Source organism: Prevotella sp. HMSC077E09 (assembly GCF_001814685.1).
GTDB classification, from domain to species: Bacteria; Bacteroidota; Bacteroidia; order Bacteroidales; family Bacteroidaceae; genus Prevotella; species Prevotella oris.
This window is the reverse complement of the sequence record NZ_KV817484.1, coordinates 1-22,267: the sequence shown is the minus strand read 5'-3', so window position 1 is coordinate 22,267 and position 22,267 is coordinate 1. Positions and strand designations below refer to the sequence as shown.

Below are 22,267 nucleotides of genomic sequence, written 5' to 3'. Positions count from 1 at the left end.
CAGTTAGGGGATAAGCAACGAACTATCACCATAACTAAGGAATCGGAAGTTATTAGCCAAGGCGTAGTCATAGATTTTTCTCCAATCTCCCTTAACAAAAGCACTCACAAGAAGCAGCAATGTGCTCTGAGGTTGATGAAAATTAGTAACAAGCATCTTTACAATTTTATATTCATAGCCTGGAGCTATGAGTATCTGCGTGCTACTATGTAAAACTTCTACACCTGCTTTGTCAAGCCAATCTATGAGATTTTGAATGGCATGGACAGGTGTAATACCATTTATCAGCCCTCCTTCATGCTCTTTCTCATAAGGTTCCCACTGGCTTACATGTAATTCTTCTTCTGTAGCATCAGGATTATTCTCTAACTTGACTCCCATGTAATAAAGGCTTTCCAAAGTCCTCACACTCGTTGTTCCTACAGCTATAGCTTTACACTCATACTTAATAAGATTTACCAACGTATGACGGTGAACTGCAATATATTCGGTATGCATTTCATGCCCATAAATTTCCTTACTCTTAACAGGTTTGAATGTTCCGGCCCCTACATGTAAGGTAACTTCTTCACGCTCAATCCCACGAGCCTCTATTGCCCGTAAAACATCATCCGTGAAATGAAGTCCAGCCGTAGGTGCAGCTACACTACCCTTTATCTTGCTATAAACCGTTTGATAAGTTAACTTATCGCTTTCTTCGGTTTCACGATTCAAATAAGGAGGGATTGGTAATTCACCTGCAACTTCAAGGATTTCAGCAAAGTTGATATTTGCATTATCCCAGGAAAAGTCTACCCAATAGTTAGTTCCTGTAGCACTATGTGCACTCTTCTCATAGTTCAACAGTACAGAAAGTGTAAGATGCTCCCCTTTTATATCAAAATCCCGCTTCAAAGAACCTTCCTTCCACTTCTTGAGATTTCCTATCATACATAGCCAAGAACATTGCCCCTTCGTTTGAAACATTAATTCATAATCTGTCGGAGCTGCAGGTTCCATTAAAAACACCTCAATGAGTGCTCCTGTCTCCTTACGAAAATGCATACGTGCCTGAATAACCCGCGTATTGTTATAAACCATCAAAGCATGTTGTGGCAGATATTTCGGTAAGTTGAAAAAAACATCATCACTCACTTTTCCGTGTTCATAAATCAACAGCTTACTATGATCGCGCTGTGGCAAAGGGAATCTTGCTATCCGCTCATCAGGTAGTACATAGTCGTATTCACTAATCTTTATATGTTTTGTTTCCATTTTCTTATTTATCCAAAATTATAAATACACAAAGGTCCCTACTATACAGCTAACAATTAACAACAGAGTAAGATATACTAAAACAGCATCAATATCCGAACGATTATACCCTGTTGATGTATACTGGCTGGAGACATAATTCACATGAGGATTACTTTTAAAATAGACATAACTATAGAACCAATAAGCTATAGAGCCACACAAGATGCCCCAAAGTGCACCGACTAACACATCTGATGGATAATGAACCCCAAGATAAATCCGAGTGTAACCATTTAATAAAGCCCATAAAAACAGACCGATATTTAATAGACGACTTCTCACTAAGAAAGCAAAGAATGTCGCTATAGCAAAGGTATTGGCAGCGTGAGCAGAGAAAAAACTGTATTGTTCCTTACCCATCCAAATAACTGTATTGATGAAATACTTTATCCCTGGAGCATTACAAGGTCTTAAACGAGCAATCCATGGCTTTACCAAAAGATTGTCAACACCACTTGCCAAAGCTACAGCAACAAGGCAAGCTGACACAACAAGCACAATCTGCCCCATCGTTTCATTATTCTTAACAACGATATAAAATAATGCCAGATATAATGGAAGCCAAAGCCAAGCATTTGTAAGCGTGACCATGACACCATTCAACATCAGATTGTCACATCCATTGATTGCAAACAGAATGTGTCTATCTAACTCTAAAAGACTTGCTATATCCAAACTAAAAACTAATACGATTAAATTCTTTCCACATTTGAAACAGACAGCCAACCTTCATGGCCATCAGATAAACGAACATTATACCAGCCCCTTATACCTCTATCTATTATATTGACTTTTGTTCCTTCATGAACAACAACTACATCTACACTGTTTTTGACTGGAGTTTTCTTGAGGCTGACTGTTGGAACAATAATAATAGCACCGTTACGATTTTCAAAAGCCATCTTTTGTTGAATGGCAAAGAGAATGCTTAAAACAAAGAGTAATAAACATACCAAAGACACAAAAAATCCAACTTTCCTCAATGCAATACGGTTGACAAACAAATAAACCAAGAACCCTATGAGAGCTAAAGTAATTGTGATAATACTGAAAGTTGCCCAACCATCAACACTCGTGAAATTCACTATAGCCTTATACCAGGTAATAAAAAACATCTCATCAGGTTCAGAGAACCTATCAATCGTTTTACTACGAGCAAATTGCAGGTTGAACCTGATATCACTGTTTCCCGGTTCAAGCAGAGCTGCTCGCTCATAATTCAGAATAGCTTTCGTAATATTACCTGTTCGATAATAAGCATTACCCAAATTATAATAAAGTGAGGCACTTACACCTGAATGTAGCAGACTTTCATAGTCTTTGATTGCCTGTTGATATTTCTTCTCCTGATAGGCTTTATCAGCTTCAGCCTTGGTTACAGCTTCAACAGGGATGGCAAAAAACCAACAGGTAAATAGCAAAAAGATTTGTATTATATAATGTTTCATTTTATTTTCCAATCAATATTTCCTCTTATTGAAAATACGTTCTATCTCTGTAATGGCAATAATGGCAGACTCAAAGGTCTTATTCATATTGCCTGCAACATCTCCTGGAGCATAACGTTCAAATTCACATTCATCAAGCGCTTCGATAAATGTATGGATCGTATGTATATCAACAGAATGTGCTGACAAATTATCAGAAATGTTATCACGCGAAATCTTCTCTACAGGCATATTAAGTTTGTCACCTACATATCCCCACAAAGCCCGTAAGACTTCATCATAGAAATCATTTGATTTTCCCTCCTGCATAAGCTTATTTGCATAACGCAATCGTTTTACAGCAACTTTATTTGCACGCCTACCGCGCTGTTTGACCATATCTGTCATTTCCAATGCACGTTTACGAAATACTATAAGCAGAATAACAAAAGTGACCATCGGTAAAAGCAGCAACATATAGTAGGCAACCGAACCAAAGAAGAAATCGTTAATACTCCTCTGTCCTATATCCCCCTCCATCAGATCATGGATATCATTGTCCTTCTGTGAATAATCAGCCTCACTGTTATGATTTCCATTACCCTTAGCAACTGCTATATGAAATGATTGTGTCTTAATTGTCTTATAACTATGAATAGACGTATCATAATAAGTAAATGCCACCTCTGGTATTTTATATTCTCCTTGATTCTGTGGAACTACAAGAAAGTCATAGATGATATTACCTTCAACTCCATTGGCTGTAAGATGCGTTTTATCCGTAATCTTCACATCATACTTCTCAAAATCTTTCGGGAAAACAACTTCTGGCTGTTTTATCAATTTGAGGTTACCAATGCCACCAACAACAATACGTAGGTTCAATGGCTCACCACTCTTTACTTCTTTCTTATTAAGTTGTGCTGAAATATTGAATATACCCACACCACCAGAAAAATTCAAAGGACGATTAGGCAAAGGATCTACTTGTATTGTCAGACTTGGTGCCTTAATCTCCTTTTTCACCTCCACATAACCTGAACCTCCATTAAAGAATGCTTCGAAAGGATCAACATTTCGATTTTGTTGCACTACTATACCCTTGAAAGTAATACTTGGAATAGTTAACTTGCCCGTCATCTGAGGATACATAACATACTGACTCCATGTAACACAACGATAAGCTCGTCCATTAACGCGCTCGACATGGAAACTTTTTTGCTGAGGCAGCTTTACTTCCTGTGTATGGAAACCTGTCAACTCTGGCATATCTCCCTTCAACTGTGTCAATTCAACCAAAGTATAAACTTTATAGGTCAACATTATCGGTTCCTGCTCATGTACTCTCTGCTTGTTTGCACTGACACGGATAAACAAATCATTGCCCGATATATGTGAACCTGTAGAACGAAGACCTGCATCATCTCCACTCTGTCCAGCAACTCTATTAGCTCCGTGAGCATTACTAACAACAGTTACCAATACCGAACGTGAAGCAATTTTTCTACCGTTAATTATAGCATTGGCTGCAGGAATTGTATAAGTTCCTTGTTTAGTCGCATACAAAGTATAAGTAAAAGTTATAGATGAAGATGAACTGGTATGTCCATTTACCATCTGATAACTTGATTGCCGAGACGTATAAGGACCTGCAATAACTTCAATTCCCGAAGGAATATTACCTGCCCTGAAATCTTCTACATCTTGCGTATTGACAATATACGACAACCTAAAATTTTCTCCAACAGAAACTTTCGTTGGAACTTCCACTGTCACACGTTGGGCAACCGCTTTATTGCTACATACAACAAGCAATAAAAAGAATACAAAGAATTTGAAATATCTATTCATAGGAATTCTCTATCACACTATATAATTACCAATTTTTCTGCAACTTACGATTGCCAGACTGTTGTATTGCTTTTGATATACGTTGCTGTGTTACTTTCTCATCTTGTATGGCAGCTTTGAGCAACTGCTCTGCATTTTCTTTGCTCATGCGGTCTTTAGTATCTTGCTGTTCCTCCTTATTTTGCTTCTTTTGCTTCTTTTGTTTTTGCTGTTTGTCCTTATTATCTTCCTTTTTATTTTTATCTTTTTTATTCTGTTGCTTTTTATCTTGAGGTTTATTCTTCAATAACTTCTTACACAGGGCAAGATTATAACGCGTTTCACTATCTGCCGGATTATTACGCAAAGCTTCCTTATAAGCCTGAATCGCTTCTGCATACATTTGGTGATGCTGACAAATATAACCAATATTGTGATAGCTCTGTGCTTTACGTATTTTACTCGTTTCTTGTTTTCCTGCTCTTTGTAATATATCAGTTGCTGCAGAGTCTTTTTGCTGCATCAACAAAGCTGTGCCAAGATTATAAAGTGCTTGGAAATTATTAGGATTTTTAGAAACTGCTTTACGATATTCAACTTCAGCCTTGACAAAATTCTGACTGTGAAACAGTTTATTACCATTTCGGATAAACTGCCGGTCAGTCTGTGCATAGGTAATCCCTGTCAGCATACAGGCAATCAGCAGAACCATATATTGATAATATTTCATGCCTCTCTTCTTCTAAATAATTTAATATTCTTGAACTTTGGATTCTTCGATTCCTGCAAGATAACTTCAACTATTAATAGCACTAACAAGATTATTCCAAAGGCTTGGAACTGTTCGCTATATTCACTATAAATAACACCATCGGTCATTCCCGACTGCAACTTCGACAATTCTGCATTCAGTTTTTCCTGCGCATCATTAGTATTGTCTACATGAATATAAGTACCACTGCCAGCCTGAGCGATCTGTTGACACATCTGCTCATTGAGTGCTGACATCACTGTCTGTCCCCTGTTGTCTTTCATATATCCGCCTTCTCCATCAGGAATTGGAGTTCCTTTAGGATCACCTATTCCAAGGATAAAGACATTTGAGCCTTTCTTATGCGCAGCTTTTGCCGCTTCAAGTGCTCCTCCTTCATGGTCTTCACCATCTGTGATGACGATAATAGCCTTACCAATATTATCCCTCTGCATAAAACTATTCTGACTCAACTCAATAGCACGTGCCAAGTCTGTTCCTTGAGTAGCAATCAAAGAAGGTTTAATATTCTGCAAGAACATTTTAGCAGAAACATAATCACTCGTTATTGGAAGCTGAACAAATGCATCACCTGCAAACACCACTAATCCAACTTTGTCATTTGTAAAATGATCAACAAGATTTTCTATTAACAGTTTGCTTTTCTCTAATCGCGAAGGTGTAACATCTTCAGCCAGCATCGAATTACTGATATCCAGAGCAATAATGACCTCTATACCATTTCGTTTGTCATGAGAAATCTTTGTTCCTGCCTGCGGGCGAGCTATCATTAGTATTAAAATAGCCATAGCTGAAAGCAACAGCCAAAACTTTATAGTAGGCCGATACTTGGATACATCGGGCATCATTTCTTTCAATAACACCGGATTACCAAAACGCTGTAATTTCTTTTTCCGCTGTCGCCAGACACCAAATCTCACCATAGCCAGAATTGGTATGACAAGCAATAACCACAAATATGTAGGGTCTTCAAATCTCAACATGTTGTTTCTTTTTTATGGAATTCTTCTCAACACTGTTGTTCGAAGGATTACCTCCAACAATAAAATCAATAATGCACCAATGGCAAACGGCTGATAAACTTCATAAAGTTTCGAGAATTTCTTTACATCCATCTTGCTCTTTTCAAGCTGATCAATATCCTTATAGATTTGTTTTAACTGCCGATTATTTGTTGCTCGATAAAAATTACCTTCCGTTGTTGCAGCGATATCTTTCAGCGTCTTACTGTCTATCTCTACAGGAATATTCACATATTGTATTCCCCCTGCTACAGGCATCGGATAAGGTGCCACCTTATTCGTACCAATGCCGATTGTATAGACACGTATTCCAAAACTTCGGGCAATCTGCGCACTGGTCATTGGTGAAATATCTCCCATATTATTACTACCATCGGTCAAAAGAATAACAACCTTACTCTTGGCCTTAGAATCTTTCAATCGGCTTACCGCATTGGCCAAGCCCATACCAACAGCTGTTCCATCAGAAATCAAACCACGAGCAGCAATATCCGTTCTGACACTCTGTAACAGATTGATGAGCGATACATGGTCTGTGGTCATCGGACATTGCGTAAAAGCTTCCCCCGCAAAGATTGTCAAGCCAATATTATCATTAGGTCTGTCTGCAATAAATTCTGAAGCTACATTCTTAGCTGCTTCTAACCGATTAGGTTTCAAATCCTCGGCCAACATCGAAGTTGAAACATCCATAGCCAGCATAATATCAATACCTTCTACCTGTTTATTATCCCATGAGTTATGAGTCTGTGGACGAGCCATGACTATGACTATCAGCACAAAGGCGACACAACGCAACCACATCGGTAGATGAATCAGTCGCATTCGCCAGCTTTTCGGTGCATAGCGATAGGCAAACGTGTCACTCATCAACATTGTTGGCTCACGCTTGTTACGATAAAGAAAATACCATAGAATATAAGGTATCAGCAATATCAATAAACCGAAATATTCTTTACTTGCAAATTCCATGACATTCAACCTAACAATTGTGCTATCTGATATACAATATAGACAGCTAACCCTATAATTACACCAATTGAAGCATAAATCAAAGTCTTAAGTAACACACGATTCTTTTGTGTGAGCTGTTCAACTTCACTCAATTTAGGGACAATTCGTTCTTCTACCTCCTGAGCTTCTGTTTTAGTTTCGTCTATGAACTTTGCAGCATTGACCAAGTTCAAATCATTTTCATTTATCAATGCATTATGCTTTGCAAACTTCACAAGATCGGCCGTAGTAAAGAGTTCACGCAGTTCATCAATTCCTTTCTGATCACCTGCCTCGCGCAATCGATAGATAATTTCGCTGCTGGTCATTTCCATAGCATTAAAACCAAAACGCTCCTTGATATATTGCCGTAAAGTATCAGTCAGACGGGTATAATATTCTTTCTGATTTTCCGAAGTCACCATATGAGCGGCCTTGATCTCTTCTATAGCCTTTAAAGCCTTCTGATGTGCAGGCACATGCTTCACAATTTTAATACGTGTTACAATAGGCTTGTTCTGCTTTAATCTGACAAACAGATATATCATTAATAGGCAAAGCACTAAAACTATAATGCTCAGCCAAAAAACCAAATGCCACTCCTCCCATTGAAATGGATTATCCTGGACATCTTTAGCTGGAAAGAATTGATTGGGGTGCAGCGTATCAACAGGAACAGTCATCACCTTTAATGCCAATTGTCTACCACTGAACGATTGATTATCAACCTTTATCTTCAGTGCCGGTATAGCATAAAGTTTCTCATCAAAACTCGTCAAGGTATAGACACGACTGATTTTTATCATACCATCGGCATCTGTTGAATCGCCTTTCTGCAATTCTACAATTTCAATGCCAGGTATCAAATATTGCGATGGTTTCAGCCGTGGCCAAGATATTCTTGCTCCAGGCTTCGTCGTCACCGATAAAGTCATATGTGTCTGTTGACCAATCAGAATTGCAACGGAATCTATACTTTGTTCCACAAAAGCCTTCTGTGCCCAACCTATAGTTGAACACATCAATCCAACGACAATGATTATATTCCTTAACAACTTCATTTAAGCTCTTTTCTTAAACAACAGCATCAGTGCTTTCGTGAAATCCTCATCCGTACCCACTGAAGTCCAGTCCATCTTACTCTTGGCAAACAATTTACGTAACATATCTTCACGCTCCAACCAATATTGAGTATGTGCCTGACGTAACTTAGCAGAACCGGTATCAATAATCATTTCATGTCCGGTTTCTGCATCACGTACTTTCATCAGCCCAATATCAGGCAAAGTCTTGGCACGCGGATCATACACTTGGACAGCAACCATATCATGCTTAGAATTGGCAATCTGCATTGCTTTACTGAAATCATCACGCGTGTAAAAATCACTTAAGAGGAATGCTGTACAACGACGTTTCATTATTCGTGTGAGGTAAGAAACTGCCATACCGATGTCTGTACGAACACTCGCAGGCTTGAAATCCAACAATTCCCTGATTATATAAAGAATGTGACGACGCCCTTTCTTTGGTGGGATATACTTCTCTACGCGGTCAGAAAAGAAGATTACACCAATCTTATCATTGTTCTGAATAGCACTGAAAGCCAACGTAGCAGCTATCTCCGTAACCATCTCACGCTTAGTCTGGCGAACTGTTCCAAAGTCGAGTGAACCACTGACATCCACCAACAGCATTACTGTCAGCTCGCGTTCCTCCTCAAACACTTTCACATAAGGACGATGAAAACGTGCCGTAACATTCCAGTCAATATCACGTACATCATCACCATATTGGTATTCTCTCACTTCACTGAAAGCCATACCGCGTCCCTTAAAGGCAGAATGATACTGTCCTGCAAAGATATTCTGACTCAAGCCACGAGCCTTGATTTCTATCTTCCTGACTTTTTTTATAATCTCTGATGTTTCCATCAAGGCACTTCTACCTTATTAACTATCTTTGAAACGATTTCTTCTGCAGTAATATTGCTGGCCTCGGCCTCATAGGAAAGCCCGATACGATGGCGCATCACATCGTGCACAACAGCACGCACATCCTCAGGGACGACATAACCTCTATGCTTGATAAAAGCATAGGCACGACTTGCTTTAGCCAGATTAATGCTGGCACGTGGACTACCTCCATAGGTAATCATATCCTTCAATTCACTTAGGCCATAACGTTCCGGATATCGACTTGCGAAGACAATGTCTGCAATGTATTGTGCAATCTTTTCATCAATATATACCTGATTGACCACTTCGCGGGCCTTAATAATTTCGTCTGCACTGGTCACAGGAGTCACAGTCGGGAACTGCCCAACAATATTCTCCTTGATTATCAGCTTTTCTTCCTCTAAAGTTGGATAGTCAATAACCACTTTCATCATGAAACGATCCACCTGTGCCTCGGGCAGTTGATAAGTCCCTTCCTGCTCAATCGGATTCTGTGTTGCCATAACCAAGAAAGGCTTCGGCAAAGAAAATGTCTTTTCACCAATGGTCACTTGATGCTCTTGCATGGCTTCAAGCAATGCACTCTGCACCTTTGCAGGAGCGCGGTTGATTTCATCGGCCAATACGAAATTAGCGAATACAGGACCCTTTTTCACATGGAAACTTTCATCTTTCTGAGAATAAATCTGGGTACCAATGACATCGGCCGGAAGCAAATCCGGTGTGAACTGTATACGACTGAAATCAGCATCTATCAATTGAGCCAATGTTTTAATAGCAAGTGTTTTGGCTAATCCGGGCACACCTTCCAACAGGATATGCCCATCGCTCAACAGTGAAATCAACAATGAGTCCACCAGATGCTTCTGTCCTACAATCACTTGATCCATACCGGCAACAAGGTTGGTCACAAACCCACTCTGCTGCTCAATCATTATATTCAGTTCACGAATATCTATCGTTTCTGCCATAATTTGAATATTAGACAATTATAAATTATATGTACGCAAAATTACAACAAATCGGTAAGAGAATACAATATATGCAACTAAATTATATTAAAATAAACCCCGATTTCCTTATTTTAAGATTATTTCATTTCCCTTTATTTACAAGGAATGCACCAAAAAACAGGGCATACATATCCAAACGTTTACACAATGGCGTAACTATAACTGACAAGTTTCATCAATAGATGCGAATGTGGAAATATCAGTATAATATCAATTCGCCATGATTAAAGCCTTGTAACCGCCCGAATGGGCCTGTAAAACACATCATCCCACCCCACAAAGAAGCCTCCACTTAAAGAAGACTTTCAATCGTTCAGAAAATAAAAAAGGACGGACATTTCGTCCATCCCTATTCTTTCATTTCTTCAGAAGAAGTCTTACGCCTCTGCAGGAGCTTCTGTCTCTTCAGCAGGAGCAGCAGCTTCGGCATTCTGTGCAGCTTCAGCTTCTGCCTTAGCAGATGCTTCTGCAGCTTTCTTGTCAGCCACCTTCTTAGCGATAGCCTCGTTTACTTTCTTCTCAGCTTCAAGTTCTGCTTTCTCTGCATCCTTTTTAGCCTTTGCGTCCTTCTCGCGAATAGCCTCGAAACCTTTCAGCTTGTTTTCTTTCCAAGCATCGAATTTCTTCTGAGCTTCAGCCTCATCAAAGGCACCCTTCTTCACTCCGCCACGAAGATGTTTCATCAAATAAACACCTTCGTTTTTAAGAATGTTACGAACAGTGTCTGTTGGCTGCGCACCGGTTTCAACCCAATAAAGGGCGCGTTCGAAATTCAAATCTACAGTAGCTGGATTGGTGTTTGGATTGTAAGTACCAATCTTCTCAGTAAATTTACCATCACGTGGTGCTCTAACATCAGCGATAACGATACCATAAAAAGCATAGCCTTTACGACCGCCACGCTGCAATCTGATTCTTGTTGCCATTTTTTGAAATATTAATTAGGTTTGAATTTATGCTGTCATCTCGTAACAGCGAGTGCAAAGGTATAAATATTTGCTGACACACGAATACTCGAAACTGATCAAACAGCTAATGTTTAATGTTATTTAACCTAAAAGCATCCACGGTACTTTTACCGTAGATGCTTTATATATCACACCATGAACGAACTCTTGGACATGCAAGAGCTGCAATTCATATATTTAATTTCAACTACATGACACCATCCTCACGTAACTTCACTTGCCATTTCCAAGCACTGGCAAGGACATCTTTCAACGGTGTATCTGCTTTCCAACCAAGCACCTTGTTGGCTTTGGTGCAGTCGCCCCAAATCTTCTCTATATCGCCCTCTCTACGTGGGCCAAACTTCCAATTCAGCTTTACGCCTGTAGCTTCTTCAAAGGTGTCGACAATCTCTTTGGTTGTATTTCCATGCCCCGTACCAATATTAAAATATTCAATTTTGTCCGTGTCTTCATCCAACACGCGGCGCATTGCTGCAACGTGTGCCTTTGCCAAGTCGACAACATAGATGAAGTCACGGATACACGTGCCGTCAGGAGTGTCATAATCATTACCGAAAATAGTCAGCTGTTTACGGATGCCAATAGCTGTCTGGGTAACAAATGGAATGAGATTGGCAGGAACTCCGTTCGGCAGTTCACCTATCAAGGCTGAGGGATGAGCACCGATCGGATTGAAATATCTCAGGACAATGCTCTTGATATCTGCCCCGCTATGGATATAGTCATAGATAATCTGCTCGTTGATTTCCTTGGTGTTACCGTATGGAGAAGTCGCTTTCTGATGAGGGGCATCCTCTGTTACAGGCAGGTTCTCGGGCTTTGGCTGCCCATAGACCGTACAACTTGATGAGAAGATGATGCCCTTGACATTATACTGGGGCATCAACTCCAAAAGATTTATCAGTGAAACAATATTGTTACGATAGTAAAGCAGAGGCTTTTCAACGCTCTCTCCCACTGCCTTTGACGCAGCAAAATGAATAATTCCCTCTATCTTTGGATACTTCTTGAACACATTTTCCGTTGCTGTTTTGTCGCGAAGATCCACTTTCTCAAATGCCGGGCGAACGCCTGTTATCTTCTCGATACCATCAAGAACTTCCATTTTTGAATTACTCAGGTCATCAACAACAACGACCTCATAGCCTGCTTCAATCAGTTCAACGGTCGTATGTGAGCCGATAAACCCCGTACCACCGGTAACAAGTATAGTCTGTTTCATAGAAATTGTTTGTAAGATTTTGTTGGACAAAGGTACATAAATTAAACGAATAAACCTATCACATGGAAGCAAATATTTATTAAAATGAAATGCAGAAGATATAAATACAGAGTGCAAGAAGCAAATATAGAAAAGTGTAATCCATATGTGTCTGCACACTCTTATATAAGCTTTGCATGGATAATAAAGGTGATGAGGAAAGCTATAATTGCAATAAACGAATTATATGTTAAATTCTTTTAAGTATATTTACAATTGCCCTTGTAAAATCTGCAAATTTGAAATGAGAATCTTCCTTGCTCCAAATATGCACGATATTTTAAGAGTTTATAATCCCCTGACAATCAAACCGTTGTAAAACTAAAAGCAAACTACAAAGCTTAATCACATCAAAAAGACTTGTTATTTGCATCAAATTACAATGTCATTTGCATCAAATCACCACGTAATCTGACTCAAACAGCCGTGTATTCTGCATCAAATTGCAATGCATAATGGCTCAAACGATTTGTCTTGATGCACGAAACTGTAAAATCAAACTCTATTTTCCGCTATATATTTCCTAATTGGCAAGAGCCTGAAATGTTAAAACCGTGATGAATAAATTACAAAAACAGAAAAGGATACTGCCATGAAGACAATATCCTTTTCTGTTTATTCATACGAGCCAAGAAGCTATCAGTTATTGATGCTGCCACCCACAATATCAAGCAGTTCGCTTGTAATTGCCTGCTGACGGCTCTTGTTGAACTGAAGATTAAGCTCTCGCAACAACTCATTGGCATTGTCAGTTGCAGTCTGCATGGCTACCATCCTGGCAGCATGTTCACTGGCATTGCTGTCGAGCAAAGCTGTGAAGACCTGAAGATTAAGCTCTTTCGGTATCAGAGTTCCAAGCACAGCATCCAAGTTTGGCTCAATGATGAAATTATCATTCAAAGCCTGTGCCGATGATTTTTGCTTGCTTGCTTCTGCTGCCTTACGCTTTCGGAGATATTCCTGTGCCTTTGCCGTAGCAATATTGCTGGATAAATCACGGTCGTTTTCAAGTCCTATATTCTCGGTTGACAAATCTATGGGAAGAAAAGTCTTACGCGTCAGTATCTGACTTCCTGCCGATTTGAAATGATGATAGATAAGTTCAACCTTATCAATTTCACGGGCTATAAACTTTGTTTGAAGTTCCCGTGATATATCTGCACAATCTGAAGCCTTTGGTTTTTCAGCCAAGGAAAGATAGCTACCGGCAACATGGAGTCCCCGCTTCAGCGCATAATCTTCGATCTTGCGGCCTATCGGATAAACAAGAATATCGTCAATGCCTTGAGCCATATACTCGTCTACAACATGCTGGAACATTTTAAGCACGTTGTTATTGAAACCGCCACACAGGGAACTATTGCTGGTAAAGACAACCAATGCCACCCTTTTCACCTCACGTTCAGCCTCAAATTCATTCTGAATTTCAGGAACAGTGACGAGGAAAGACTTCAGTATATGCTCAAGTAATTCCTCATAAGGCAACATGTTCTGAATAGCAGTCTGGGCATGATGAAGCTTACTTGATGCCACCATCTTCATGGCGCTCGTAATCTTACGCGTGTTGCTGACAGAGGCTATTCGTGTCTTGATTTCCTTTAATGAAGGCATTTCTATGCGTTTTTAGTTGATTACTTTTTATATTGGCCGGCAATATTTGCCATTGTTTCCTCAATAGCTTTGATGGCTTCATCCGTCAGTTGACCGTCAGCCAAAGCATTGATAAGGTCTCCATGTGACGAACGCATCGCATCAAGGAACTGATCCTGACAATCGCGAACATGCTCAACGGGCACATCATGCATCAAGCCATGGACGCCACAATATAAAATAGCAATTTGCTCACCGACAGGCATTGGACTATACTGAGGCTGAATGAGCAACTGATTGTTCTTTCGTCCGCGATCCAATGTCATTGCTGTTACGGCATCCATATCACTGGAGAACTTGGAGAATGCCTCCAACTCACGATATTGTGCCATGTCAAGTTTCAAGGTACCAGCCACTTTCTTCATGCTCTTAATCTGTGCAGAACCACCCACACGCGATACAGAAATACCAACGTTGATAGCAGGACGGAAGCCTTGGTTGAACAGATTGGTCTCCAAATATATCTGACCATCGGTGATAGAAATCACGTTTGTAGGAATATAAGCAGAGACATCACCGGCCTGGGTTTCGATGATTGGCAGAGCGGTTAACGAGCCTCCGCCACGAACATGCCCTTTCATGCAAGCCGGAAGATCGTTCATCTGTTCTGCAATCTCTTGCTGATTATTAATACGTGCAGCACGTTCCAGCAGACGAGAGTGAAGATAGAACACATCACCAGGATATGCCTCACGCCCTGAAGGACGGCGAAGAATCAATGAAACCTCGCGATAAGCCACAGCCTGCTTTGACAAGTCATCATATACAACAAGTGCACTGTATCCCCGATCACGGAAATATTCACCGATAGCAGCACCGGCAAAAGGCGCATAATACTGCATGGCTGCTGGGTCGGCAGCTGTTGCACTGACAATGATTGAATAAGGCAACGCACCATGTTCTTTCAGTGTCTGAACCAAAGTAGCTACAGTAGAGGCTTTCTGACCTATAGCAACATAAATGCAATAGACAGGTTTGCCTGCTGCATAGAAGCTTTTCTGGTTGATAATGGTATCAATGGCGATAGCGGTTTTACCTGTTTGGCGGTCGCCGATGATAAGCTCACGCTGTCCTCTGCCAATAGGTATCATTGAGTCTACTGCCTTCAGTCCTGTCTGCAAAGGCTCTTTTACAGGCTGTCGATAGATAACCCCAGGAGCCTTACGGTCTAATGGCATCTCAAAGGCATCCGTCAAATCAATATCGCCAAGGCCATCAATGGCTTGTCCAAGAGGATTGACTACTCGTCCGAGAAAATTATCATTAACACGGATAGAAGCAATACGATGTGTACGCTTCACGGTCTGTCCTTCCTTAATGCCAGCCGTTGGCCCCAGAAGTACACAACCAATGTTGTCTTCCTCCAAGTTCATCACGATGGCCATCGTACCGTTCTCAAACTCAAGAAGCTCACTCGCCTCAACATTACGGAGACCATAAACACGTGCAACACCATCTGCTACGGTAAGCACAGTGCCCACTTCGTCAAACTGTTCCCCGCTGTTGATGCTCTGGAGTTCTTTGAGAAGTACTTCAGACACCTCACTTGGTTTAATTTTATCTGACATCTTTTCTTTCTATTAAACTGAATTATTATTTCTTTAGTTCTGACAGAATACCACGAAGTTTGCTTTTGACACTGGCATCCATACGATAATCATCATACTCAAGGATAAAGCCACCAATGAGTTCATTATCAATCTTCGTATTGAATTCTACAGAACCTTGAGTCCTATCCTCAACCATCTGCTTCATCTTATCCACTGTGTTCTGACTGACAGCAGAGGCTGTAATAAGTTTACCACGGGTGATGTTCTTATGCTTTCTGTAAAGAGTAATATACGATGCAGCCATGAATTGCAGGGCAGTTTCCCTGTCTTCTTTTAGGACAAGAGCTATAAAACGCTTTGTAAGTGATGTTACATCCTTACCACAGGCAGCTTCAAGCACGGCCTGTTTCTTGTCTGTTGGAAGCATAGGGTTATCAATCGTAATTCTCAGTTCAGGCACTTCGATATAGCTCTGCAAAAGAATTTGCATATCTTTATAGAGCTTATCTTCCTGCTTTTCAGCAAGGGCACCCTTCAATAGAGCACGGGCATATCGAACTGATATTACACCTAAATCCATAAACTACATTTTTTAGTCTTTATTTTCTTTTTCGGAAACCTCATCCAGCAGTCGGTCAATCATATCCATCTGGGCTTTGTCATTTGACAATTTCTCCCGAAGGATCTTTTCAGCTACTTGAATACTGAGTTCAGCCACCTGTGAACGGATATCGCGAATAGCACTTTGTTTCTCCACCTCTATTTGCTTTTTCGCTTCAGAGATGATACGTGTGCTTTCTTCGCGTGCCTTATCCTGTGCCTGCTCTATAATAGCATCACGGGTTGTAGCCGCCTCCTTCATTATCTTAGCCTGCTGTTCACGCGCTTCTTGCAACAAGGTCTCCCCTTCTTGCTTGATGTTTGCCAAACGTTCTGAAGCCTCATGTGCCTTATTCAGACTTTCGTCTATGTACTGCTTTCGCTCGTCAACCATCTTGATAATGACAGGGAAGCCAAAGCGGGCAAGACAGATAAAGACCACCAAGAACGCAAGGAGCATCCAAAACAGAAGTCCTAAATCAGGCGTCAATATTGATGGCAAATTCTCCATTCGAATTGATTTCTATTTCTTATTTAATAATAAATGCACAAGCTGCAATAGCAAACAAAGCACAACCTTCAACGAATGCAGATGTCAAAATCATGTTTGTCATAATCTTGCTTGATGCTTCCGGCTGACGAGCAATAGCGTCCATAGCACTACCACCAATCTTACCAATACCCAAACCTGCACCAATTGTTGCAATACCTGCACCAAGACCACAGCCCAGCTGAGCCAGACCTGTAGCAGCCAATAATGTTGAAATCATCATAATCTTAATTTTTTATTTGTTATTAATATTTTATATTTCTATTTCTTATAAGTTCTACTGTGAGTTGTTATTCTGCTCCTTCCTCCTTATGAGCCATGCCGATAAAGACTGCACTCAGCAAGGTAAAGACGTATGCCTGGACGAAAGCAACCAATAATTCCAGGCAATTCATAAACAACAACATGAGAATACTGAATATGTTCAGACCAAGTCCAAAGCCAACACCCATAGACCAACCTAAGAAAATCACACATGTGAAACTCAATATTACAGCATGTCCAGCCATCATGTTGGCGAAAAGACGAATCATCAAGGCAAACGGTTTTGTAAATACTCCAAACAACTCAATGACCGGCATCAATGGGATTGGAGCCTTTAACAAGAAAGGAACATGAGGCCAAAAGATGTCTTTCCAATATTCTTTGTTACCGAAGAGGTTAATTGCAAGCATAGAACATACTGCAAGAAACATTGTTATATTGATATTTCCCGTCACATTGGCACCGCCTGGGAATATAGGGACAAGTCCTATCAGGTTTGCAGTAAGAATGAAAAAGAAAACAGTTAGCAGATATGGAGCATAAGTCTTATAATGCTTTTCACCAATTGATGACTTTACAACATCGTCATTAATTGTCATCACAATCATCTCCATAGCCCCGACAAAACCGCGAGGTGCTTCACTCTTTGCATCCCTATGCTTATACCAACGACTACAATAACCAAAGATACCAAGCAAGACAATGACTACAATCCATATTTGGGCTACAGCCTTTGTAATACTCAAATCCAACGGTCTTACATTGCTTCCGTCAGGCATTTTCTCATAAATCTTCCCATGATGTGCTTCATCAAAGAAGAAGTTGGAAGGTAATGTCTCAGGCGTACAAAATGTCCATTGCCCCGTTGCCGAACTTCTAACGATGACAGGAAGTGGAATACTGAGAGCCTTCCCATCATAAGAAGCAATATGCCACTCATAATCATCAGAGAGATGTCCAAGTACTATCTCTGAAATATTCAGCTTCCCTCCTTCCGTTCCATGAGCTGCAAACAACTGCAGAGGCATCATGGCAATCACCAATAGAAGCAGTAATGATTTTATTTGTTTCATCTTTTACTCAATTGTCATTAACGAAGGTTCTTCGATTTATTATTACGCAAATGCGAGAAAAATACAGAGTGATGAGCAAGCACGGCCAAATAAAAAGGAGCAAACAACAGAAGAAATGTAAACATTCCCCCACGGTCAGTGTTCAGATAATAAATAAACAACACCAACAAAGCCAAGAGAAATCGAAACCCTGAAACAGCCATAAAAAAGGTTGCCTTAGTTTCATCACCCTTGCTTTCCAATCGCTTCCATGAGAGCGCATCGCCCAATTCCACAAATAAAGCAAAGCCTACACTCACAAGAATAGGAGTCAACAGCAAATCGCTTCCCACCAATTGAAAAGCCAACAATTCCAACAGAAATAATGCAAATACAATCTGCACTGCCTGTCGGATATATCTTTTGCTTGCAAGCTGCCTATTCGTTTCCAACGTCATCTGTCTGATTATAATTCAACACATATACGTATCTCGTCTTTCTGTACTTCTACAAAACCACCGAGAATATCCAGCGTTTCTTTCTGACTATCTAAGGGTTGATAGACAATATGCCCTTTTTCCAATGAAGATATAATCGGAGCGTGATGTTCCAAGATTTCAAACTCTCCCATTGCTCCAGGCACAGTGACACACATTACCTCACCATCGAAGACCACTCTTTCCGGAGATACAACTCTCAAATGCGACATACAATTTCAAGTTTTAAGTTTATCATATCTACCAAACTCCTTACTTTCAGCATATTAGACATTAGCTGCCTCAAGCAGTTTCTTTGCCTTTTCCTTTGCATCTTCTATAGTTCCTACGTTGATAAAGGCCTGTTCTGGGAGGTCATCTACTTCACCATCAAGGATAGCATTGAAGCCTTTGATGGTTTCTTCAATAGGAACCATAACGCCTTTCAATCCGGTAAACTGTTCAGCTACAGTAAATGGTTGAGAAAGGAAACGCTGAACACGCCGTGCACGGTTTACGGTCAACTTGTCCTCATCAGAGAGTTCATCCATACCCAAGATTGCAATAATATCTTGAAGTTCGTTATAACGCTGAAGCAACTGCTTTACACGCTGTGCACAATCATAATGAGCTTTGCCTACTATCAGAGGATCAAGGATACGCGATGTACTGCCTAATGGGTCTACAGCGGGATAAATACCCAACTCTGCAATCTTTCTTGAGAGTTCTGTTGTAGCGTCCAAGTGAGAGAACGTTGTAGCAGGGGCAGGGTCAGTCAAGTCGTCTGCCGGCACATAGACAGCCTGCACAGAAGTGATAGAACCATTCTTCGTTGAGGTAATACGTTCCTGCATTGCTCCCATTTCGCTGGCCAACGTAGGCTGATAACCTACAGCTGAAGGCATACGGCCTAAAAGTGCAGAAACTTCAGAACCCGCCTGAGTAAAGCGGAAGATATTATCAATGAAGAACATGATATCGGCAGCCTCGCCATTCTTACCACCATGATCACGGAATTCTTCGGCAACTGTCAAACCAGACAAGGCAACAGAAGCACGTGCCCCTGGAGGTTCGTTCATCTGACCATAGACAAGTGTAGCCTGACTCTCGGCAAGTTCCTTCTTATCAACTAACGACAAATCCCACTTACCTTCTTCCATGGCCTTTCTGAAAGCCTCACCATATTTGATAACGCCACTCTCCAACATGTCACGCAAGAGGTCATTTCCTTCACGCGTACGCTCTCCTACTCCGGCAAATACAGAGTAACCGTTATGTCCCTTGGCTATATTGTTGATCAATTCCATAATGAGCACAGTCTTACCTACACCTGCACCACCGAAGAGTCCAATCTTTCCACCTTTCATATATGGCTCCAGCAAGTCGATAACCTTGATGCCTGTCGCCAACATCTCCTTATGGGTTGAAAGCTGGTCGAACGTAGGTGCTGCACGATGGATAGGATAGGCACCTTGCATATCCAATTCCTCCATACCATCAATAGGCTTGCCAATGACATTCATCATTCGGCCCTTAATCTGTTCACCGGCAGGCATTGTGATCGGACTACCTGTAGAAACAACATCAAGACCACGCTGAAGTCCATCGGTATTATCCATAGCTACACATCTGACGGTGTCTTCACCAATATGCTGCTGAACCTCTATTACAAGGTCGCTGCCATCGGCACGCTTCACTTTAAGTGCCTCATAAATCTTTGGCAACACCTTCTCTGCATCCTGACCCTTTGTATCGAAGTATACATCAATAACCGGACCGATAATCTGAGAGATGTGTCCTATAATTTGTGACATAAGCTATTAAATTTTAAATATTAAGATTCGATTGAATTATATTTAGCAAAAGTACCATTATTCTGTATAAAACACAAGAATATCTTGAGGTTTATGTCGAAACAGACAGCCTTTTAAAACCTTTTAAACATTATATACTCAACTCATCAAGCACTTTTATCAGTTTTCTGTCAAACGGTTTATCACTTCGGATTGCTTCGCTCAATGGCACATAGACCACTTCGTTGTTCCTCACACCAACCATGATATTGCGTTGTCCCTGCATGATAGCTTCGATTGCACCTACACCCGTGCAGCTGGCCAATATGCGGTCACGAGCCGTAGGACGTCCACCTCTCTGAAGGTGTCCCAATATAGAGATACGAACGTCATACTGCGGGAATTCTTTCTTCACACGATTTGCATAATAGATGGCACCACACTTCGGACTTTCGCTGACTATCACGATACAACTTCTCTTGCTCTTTCGAATACCGCGCTCCATGAACTGTGCCAACTGGTCGACATCGGTGCTGTCTTCTGGAATAATAGCAGCCTCTGCACCCGAAGCTATTGCAGAATTCTGTGCCAAGAAGCCCGCATCACGCCCCATCACCTCAACAAAGAAGATGCGTTCATGGCTCTGGGCCGTATCCCGAATGCGGTCTACACACTCCACAATCGTGTTCATTGTCGTATCATACCCAATGGTACTGTCGGTTCCATAAAGGTCATTATCTATGGTTCCGGGCAGCCCAATGCAACAAAGATCATGCTCTTGAGCAAACTTCATCGCTCCGGTCAGTGAGCCGTTACCACCTATAACCACCAAAGCATCTATGTTTTCCTTGACAATATTATCATAAGCTTTCTGCTGTCCTTCGGCAGTTTTGAATTCCTCCGAACGCGCAGTCTTCAGCATTGTGCCGCCCTGATTGATGATACCACTTACATTTTCTGTTGTAAAATCAACGATTTCATCATTGATAAGACCATCATAACCACGATAAATCGCCTTGATATTAAAACCATTATATATCCCGGCGCGTGTCACCGCACGTATAGCCGCATTCATTCCCGGCGCATCACCACCCGAAGTCAGAATGCCTATTGTCTTAATCTTTGCCATAATCTATAAAAGAATATCTGTTTATATTTTCTCTGATAAGTTATCTTGTATTTTGTTTTCTGCTTTCATAGGGCAAAGTTAACAATTATTCTCAAATATGCAAATATCCTCTATTCTTTTTTATTCTTTTTCACTTTGCAGCATTATATTTATCACCATCAGACTCCTCCCGTTGTCAACTGTCACGCTTAAGAAACGCTCATACTCGGCTTTACTTTTGCCTTGAATTCATAAAGTGCACCAGATGTTGCTGTATAATGACAGTAAACGAATAATAGGTTAAAAACTATCATATATATTTACAACTCTGCTCAATTGCTTTACAGATTTAGAATGAATGACTTCTCCGTTCCATATATGCGCCATTTTTTAAGTACTAATAACATGTTGACTATCAGATAATTATGAAACTTCAAACTGATTACAAAGCAAAATCATGCTAAAAAGCATTGCAACTTGCATCAAATTACCTCACAATCTGCATCAGATGACCGCACGTTTTGACTCAAAAGACCGTGTATTCTGCGTCAAGCTACAGCGCATAATGACTTAAATTGCAATGCCCTGGCTTTGAAATCAGAAGACAACCTTTGTTTTCCTGCCTTTTATTCTCTATTTGGCAATGCTCCGAAGTGCAGTTTAAATTAGTAAATGCGACAGTCT

General features: G+C 40.7%; 22 protein-coding genes. All 22 read right to left on the bottom strand.

Features of this window, described 5'->3' with window-relative positions; all coding sequences use genetic code 11:
* Positions 1-3: 3 nt before the first annotated feature.
* Complete coding sequence (locus tag HMPREF2983_RS00295; protein ID WP_070665544.1) at positions 4-1,254, bottom strand: S-adenosylmethionine:tRNA ribosyltransferase-isomerase; 1,251 nt, start codon at positions 1,252-1,254, stop codon at positions 4-6.
* Positions 1,255-1,272: 18 nt separating this feature from the next.
* Positions 1,273-1,971 carry a phosphatase PAP2 family protein gene (locus HMPREF2983_RS00290; RefSeq protein WP_070665542.1) on the bottom strand — a complete coding sequence of 233 codons (699 nt, stop codon included), beginning with the start codon at positions 1,969-1,971 and terminating at the stop codon, positions 1,273-1,275.
* Positions 1,972-1,988: 17 nt separating this feature from the next.
* Positions 1,989-2,744: a tetratricopeptide repeat protein gene (locus HMPREF2983_RS00285; protein WP_246829302.1), complete on the bottom strand. Its 756-nt coding sequence runs from the start codon at positions 2,742-2,744 to the stop codon at positions 1,989-1,991.
* A gap of 12 nt (positions 2,745-2,756) precedes the next feature.
* Positions 2,757-4,574, bottom strand: coding sequence for a BatD family protein (locus tag HMPREF2983_RS00280; RefSeq protein ID WP_070665536.1), 1,818 nt, complete (start codon positions 4,572-4,574; stop codon positions 2,757-2,759).
* Positions 4,575-4,599: 25 nt separating this feature from the next.
* A complete protein-coding gene (locus tag HMPREF2983_RS00275; RefSeq protein WP_070665534.1) occupies positions 4,600-5,283 on the bottom strand; it encodes a tetratricopeptide repeat protein in 684 nt (227 codons plus the stop codon).
* On the bottom strand, positions 5,280-6,308 hold the full coding sequence (locus HMPREF2983_RS00270) for a vWA domain-containing protein (RefSeq protein ID WP_070665532.1): 1,029 nt from the start codon (positions 6,306-6,308) through the stop codon (positions 5,280-5,282). The genes HMPREF2983_RS00275 and HMPREF2983_RS00270 overlap by 4 nt, the downstream gene beginning before the upstream one ends.
* A gap of 12 nt (positions 6,309-6,320) precedes the next feature.
* A complete protein-coding gene (locus HMPREF2983_RS00265) occupies positions 6,321-7,319 on the bottom strand; it encodes a vWA domain-containing protein (protein WP_004375996.1) in 999 nt (332 codons plus the stop codon).
* A 5-nt stretch (positions 7,320-7,324) separates the two neighbouring features.
* Complete coding sequence (locus tag HMPREF2983_RS00260) at positions 7,325-8,401, bottom strand: hypothetical protein (protein WP_070665530.1); 1,077 nt, start codon at positions 8,399-8,401, stop codon at positions 7,325-7,327.
* Positions 8,402-9,271 (bottom strand): DUF58 domain-containing protein, encoded by an 870-nt coding sequence (locus HMPREF2983_RS00255; RefSeq protein ID WP_004371048.1) that lies wholly within the window; start codon positions 9,269-9,271, stop codon positions 8,402-8,404.
* A complete protein-coding gene (locus HMPREF2983_RS00250) occupies positions 9,271-10,266 on the bottom strand; it encodes an AAA family ATPase (RefSeq protein WP_004371049.1) in 996 nt (331 codons plus the stop codon). Before HMPREF2983_RS00250 ends, HMPREF2983_RS00255 begins: the two co-directional genes overlap by 1 nt.
* A gap of 419 nt (positions 10,267-10,685) precedes the next feature.
* Positions 10,686-11,234 (bottom strand): 30S ribosomal protein S16, encoded by a 549-nt coding sequence (locus tag HMPREF2983_RS00245; protein ID WP_004371050.1) that lies wholly within the window; start codon positions 11,232-11,234, stop codon positions 10,686-10,688.
* Positions 11,235-11,463: 229 nt separating this feature from the next.
* Positions 11,464-12,501, bottom strand: coding sequence for a UDP-glucose 4-epimerase GalE (gene galE, locus HMPREF2983_RS00240; protein ID WP_004371051.1), 1,038 nt, complete (start codon positions 12,499-12,501; stop codon positions 11,464-11,466).
* Between the two features lie 678 nt (positions 12,502-13,179).
* Positions 13,180-14,151 (bottom strand): F0F1 ATP synthase subunit gamma, encoded by a 972-nt coding sequence (locus HMPREF2983_RS00235; RefSeq protein WP_025879775.1) that lies wholly within the window; start codon positions 14,149-14,151, stop codon positions 13,180-13,182.
* 20 nt (positions 14,152-14,171) lie between these two features.
* Positions 14,172-15,758, bottom strand: coding sequence for a F0F1 ATP synthase subunit alpha (atpA, locus tag HMPREF2983_RS00230; protein WP_070665528.1), 1,587 nt, complete (start codon positions 15,756-15,758; stop codon positions 14,172-14,174).
* 25 nt (positions 15,759-15,783) lie between these two features.
* On the bottom strand, positions 15,784-16,320 hold the full coding sequence (locus tag HMPREF2983_RS00225) for a F0F1 ATP synthase subunit delta (RefSeq protein WP_004375982.1): 537 nt from the start codon (positions 16,318-16,320) through the stop codon (positions 15,784-15,786).
* A gap of 12 nt (positions 16,321-16,332) precedes the next feature.
* Positions 16,333-16,851, bottom strand: a complete 519-nt coding sequence (gene atpF, locus HMPREF2983_RS00220) for a F0F1 ATP synthase subunit B (protein ID WP_004371055.1) — start codon at positions 16,849-16,851, stop codon at positions 16,333-16,335.
* 19 nt (positions 16,852-16,870) lie between these two features.
* The gene (gene atpE, locus HMPREF2983_RS00215) at positions 16,871-17,113 is read right to left on the bottom strand and encodes an ATP synthase F0 subunit C (RefSeq protein WP_004371056.1); all 243 of its coding nucleotides are present in this window, start codon (positions 17,111-17,113) and stop codon (positions 16,871-16,873) included.
* Positions 17,114-17,180: 67 nt separating this feature from the next.
* Positions 17,181-18,227, bottom strand: coding sequence for a F0F1 ATP synthase subunit A (gene atpB / locus HMPREF2983_RS00210; protein ID WP_070665526.1), 1,047 nt, complete (start codon positions 18,225-18,227; stop codon positions 17,181-17,183).
* Positions 18,228-18,244: 17 nt separating this feature from the next.
* The gene (locus HMPREF2983_RS00205; protein WP_018920793.1) at positions 18,245-18,664 is read right to left on the bottom strand and encodes a hypothetical protein; all 420 of its coding nucleotides are present in this window, start codon (positions 18,662-18,664) and stop codon (positions 18,245-18,247) included.
* Between the two features lie 8 nt (positions 18,665-18,672).
* The gene (gene atpC, locus HMPREF2983_RS00200; protein ID WP_004371062.1) at positions 18,673-18,915 is read right to left on the bottom strand and encodes an ATP synthase F1 subunit epsilon; all 243 of its coding nucleotides are present in this window, start codon (positions 18,913-18,915) and stop codon (positions 18,673-18,675) included.
* A gap of 54 nt (positions 18,916-18,969) precedes the next feature.
* A complete protein-coding gene (atpD, locus tag HMPREF2983_RS00195) occupies positions 18,970-20,496 on the bottom strand; it encodes a F0F1 ATP synthase subunit beta (protein ID WP_018920791.1) in 1,527 nt (508 codons plus the stop codon).
* A 130-nt stretch (positions 20,497-20,626) separates the two neighbouring features.
* Positions 20,627-21,604, bottom strand: a complete 978-nt coding sequence (pfkA, locus tag HMPREF2983_RS00190; RefSeq protein WP_004371066.1) for a 6-phosphofructokinase — start codon at positions 21,602-21,604, stop codon at positions 20,627-20,629.
* Positions 21,605-22,267 lie beyond the last annotated feature (663 nt).

What these genes read in the sequence shown, in the direction of transcription:
- HMPREF2983_RS00295 (WP_070665544.1), bottom strand. Translation starts at nt 1,254, where the DNA reads ATGGAAACAAAACATATAAAGATTAGTGAATACGACTATGTACTACCT.
- HMPREF2983_RS00285 (WP_246829302.1), bottom strand. Translation starts at nt 2,744, where the DNA reads ATGAAACATTATATAATACAAATCTTTTTGCTATTTACCTGTTGGTTT.
- HMPREF2983_RS00280 (WP_070665536.1), bottom strand. Translation starts at nt 4,574, where the DNA reads ATGAATAGATATTTCAAATTCTTTGTATTCTTTTTATTGCTTGTTGTA.
- HMPREF2983_RS00275 (WP_070665534.1), bottom strand. Translation starts at nt 5,283, where the DNA reads ATGAAATATTATCAATATATGGTTCTGCTGATTGCCTGTATGCTGACA.
- HMPREF2983_RS00270 (WP_070665532.1), bottom strand. Translation starts at nt 6,308, where the DNA reads ATGTTGAGATTTGAAGACCCTACATATTTGTGGTTATTGCTTGTCATA.
- HMPREF2983_RS00265 (WP_004375996.1), bottom strand. Translation starts at nt 7,319, where the DNA reads ATGGAATTTGCAAGTAAAGAATATTTCGGTTTATTGATATTGCTGATA.
- HMPREF2983_RS00260 (WP_070665530.1), bottom strand. Translation starts at nt 8,401, where the DNA reads ATGAAGTTGTTAAGGAATATAATCATTGTCGTTGGATTGATGTGTTCA.
- HMPREF2983_RS00255 (WP_004371048.1), bottom strand. Translation starts at nt 9,271, where the DNA reads ATGGAAACATCAGAGATTATAAAAAAAGTCAGGAAGATAGAAATCAAG.
- HMPREF2983_RS00250 (WP_004371049.1), bottom strand. Translation starts at nt 10,266, where the DNA reads ATGGCAGAAACGATAGATATTCGTGAACTGAATATAATGATTGAGCAG.
- HMPREF2983_RS00245 (WP_004371050.1), bottom strand. Translation starts at nt 11,234, where the DNA reads ATGGCAACAAGAATCAGATTGCAGCGTGGCGGTCGTAAAGGCTATGCT.
- galE (WP_004371051.1), bottom strand. Translation starts at nt 12,501, where the DNA reads ATGAAACAGACTATACTTGTTACCGGTGGTACGGGGTTTATCGGCTCA.
- HMPREF2983_RS00235 (WP_025879775.1), bottom strand. Translation starts at nt 14,151, where the DNA reads ATGCCTTCATTAAAGGAAATCAAGACACGAATAGCCTCTGTCAGCAAC.
- atpA (WP_070665528.1), bottom strand. Translation starts at nt 15,758, where the DNA reads ATGTCAGATAAAATTAAACCAAGTGAGGTGTCTGAAGTACTTCTCAAA.
- HMPREF2983_RS00225 (WP_004375982.1), bottom strand. Translation starts at nt 16,320, where the DNA reads ATGGATTTAGGTGTAATATCAGTTCGATATGCCCGTGCTCTATTGAAG.
- atpF (WP_004371055.1), bottom strand. Translation starts at nt 16,851, where the DNA reads ATGGAGAATTTGCCATCAATATTGACGCCTGATTTAGGACTTCTGTTT.
- atpE (WP_004371056.1), bottom strand. Translation starts at nt 17,113, where the DNA reads ATGATGATTTCAACATTATTGGCTGCTACAGGTCTGGCTCAGCTGGGC.
- atpB (WP_070665526.1), bottom strand. Translation starts at nt 18,227, where the DNA reads ATGAAACAAATAAAATCATTACTGCTTCTATTGGTGATTGCCATGATG.
- HMPREF2983_RS00205 (WP_018920793.1), bottom strand. Translation starts at nt 18,664, where the DNA reads ATGACGTTGGAAACGAATAGGCAGCTTGCAAGCAAAAGATATATCCGA.
- atpC (WP_004371062.1), bottom strand. Translation starts at nt 18,915, where the DNA reads ATGTCGCATTTGAGAGTTGTATCTCCGGAAAGAGTGGTCTTCGATGGT.
- atpD (WP_018920791.1), bottom strand. Translation starts at nt 20,496, where the DNA reads ATGTCACAAATTATAGGACACATCTCTCAGATTATCGGTCCGGTTATT.
- pfkA (WP_004371066.1), bottom strand. Translation starts at nt 21,604, where the DNA reads ATGGCAAAGATTAAGACAATAGGCATTCTGACTTCGGGTGGTGATGCG.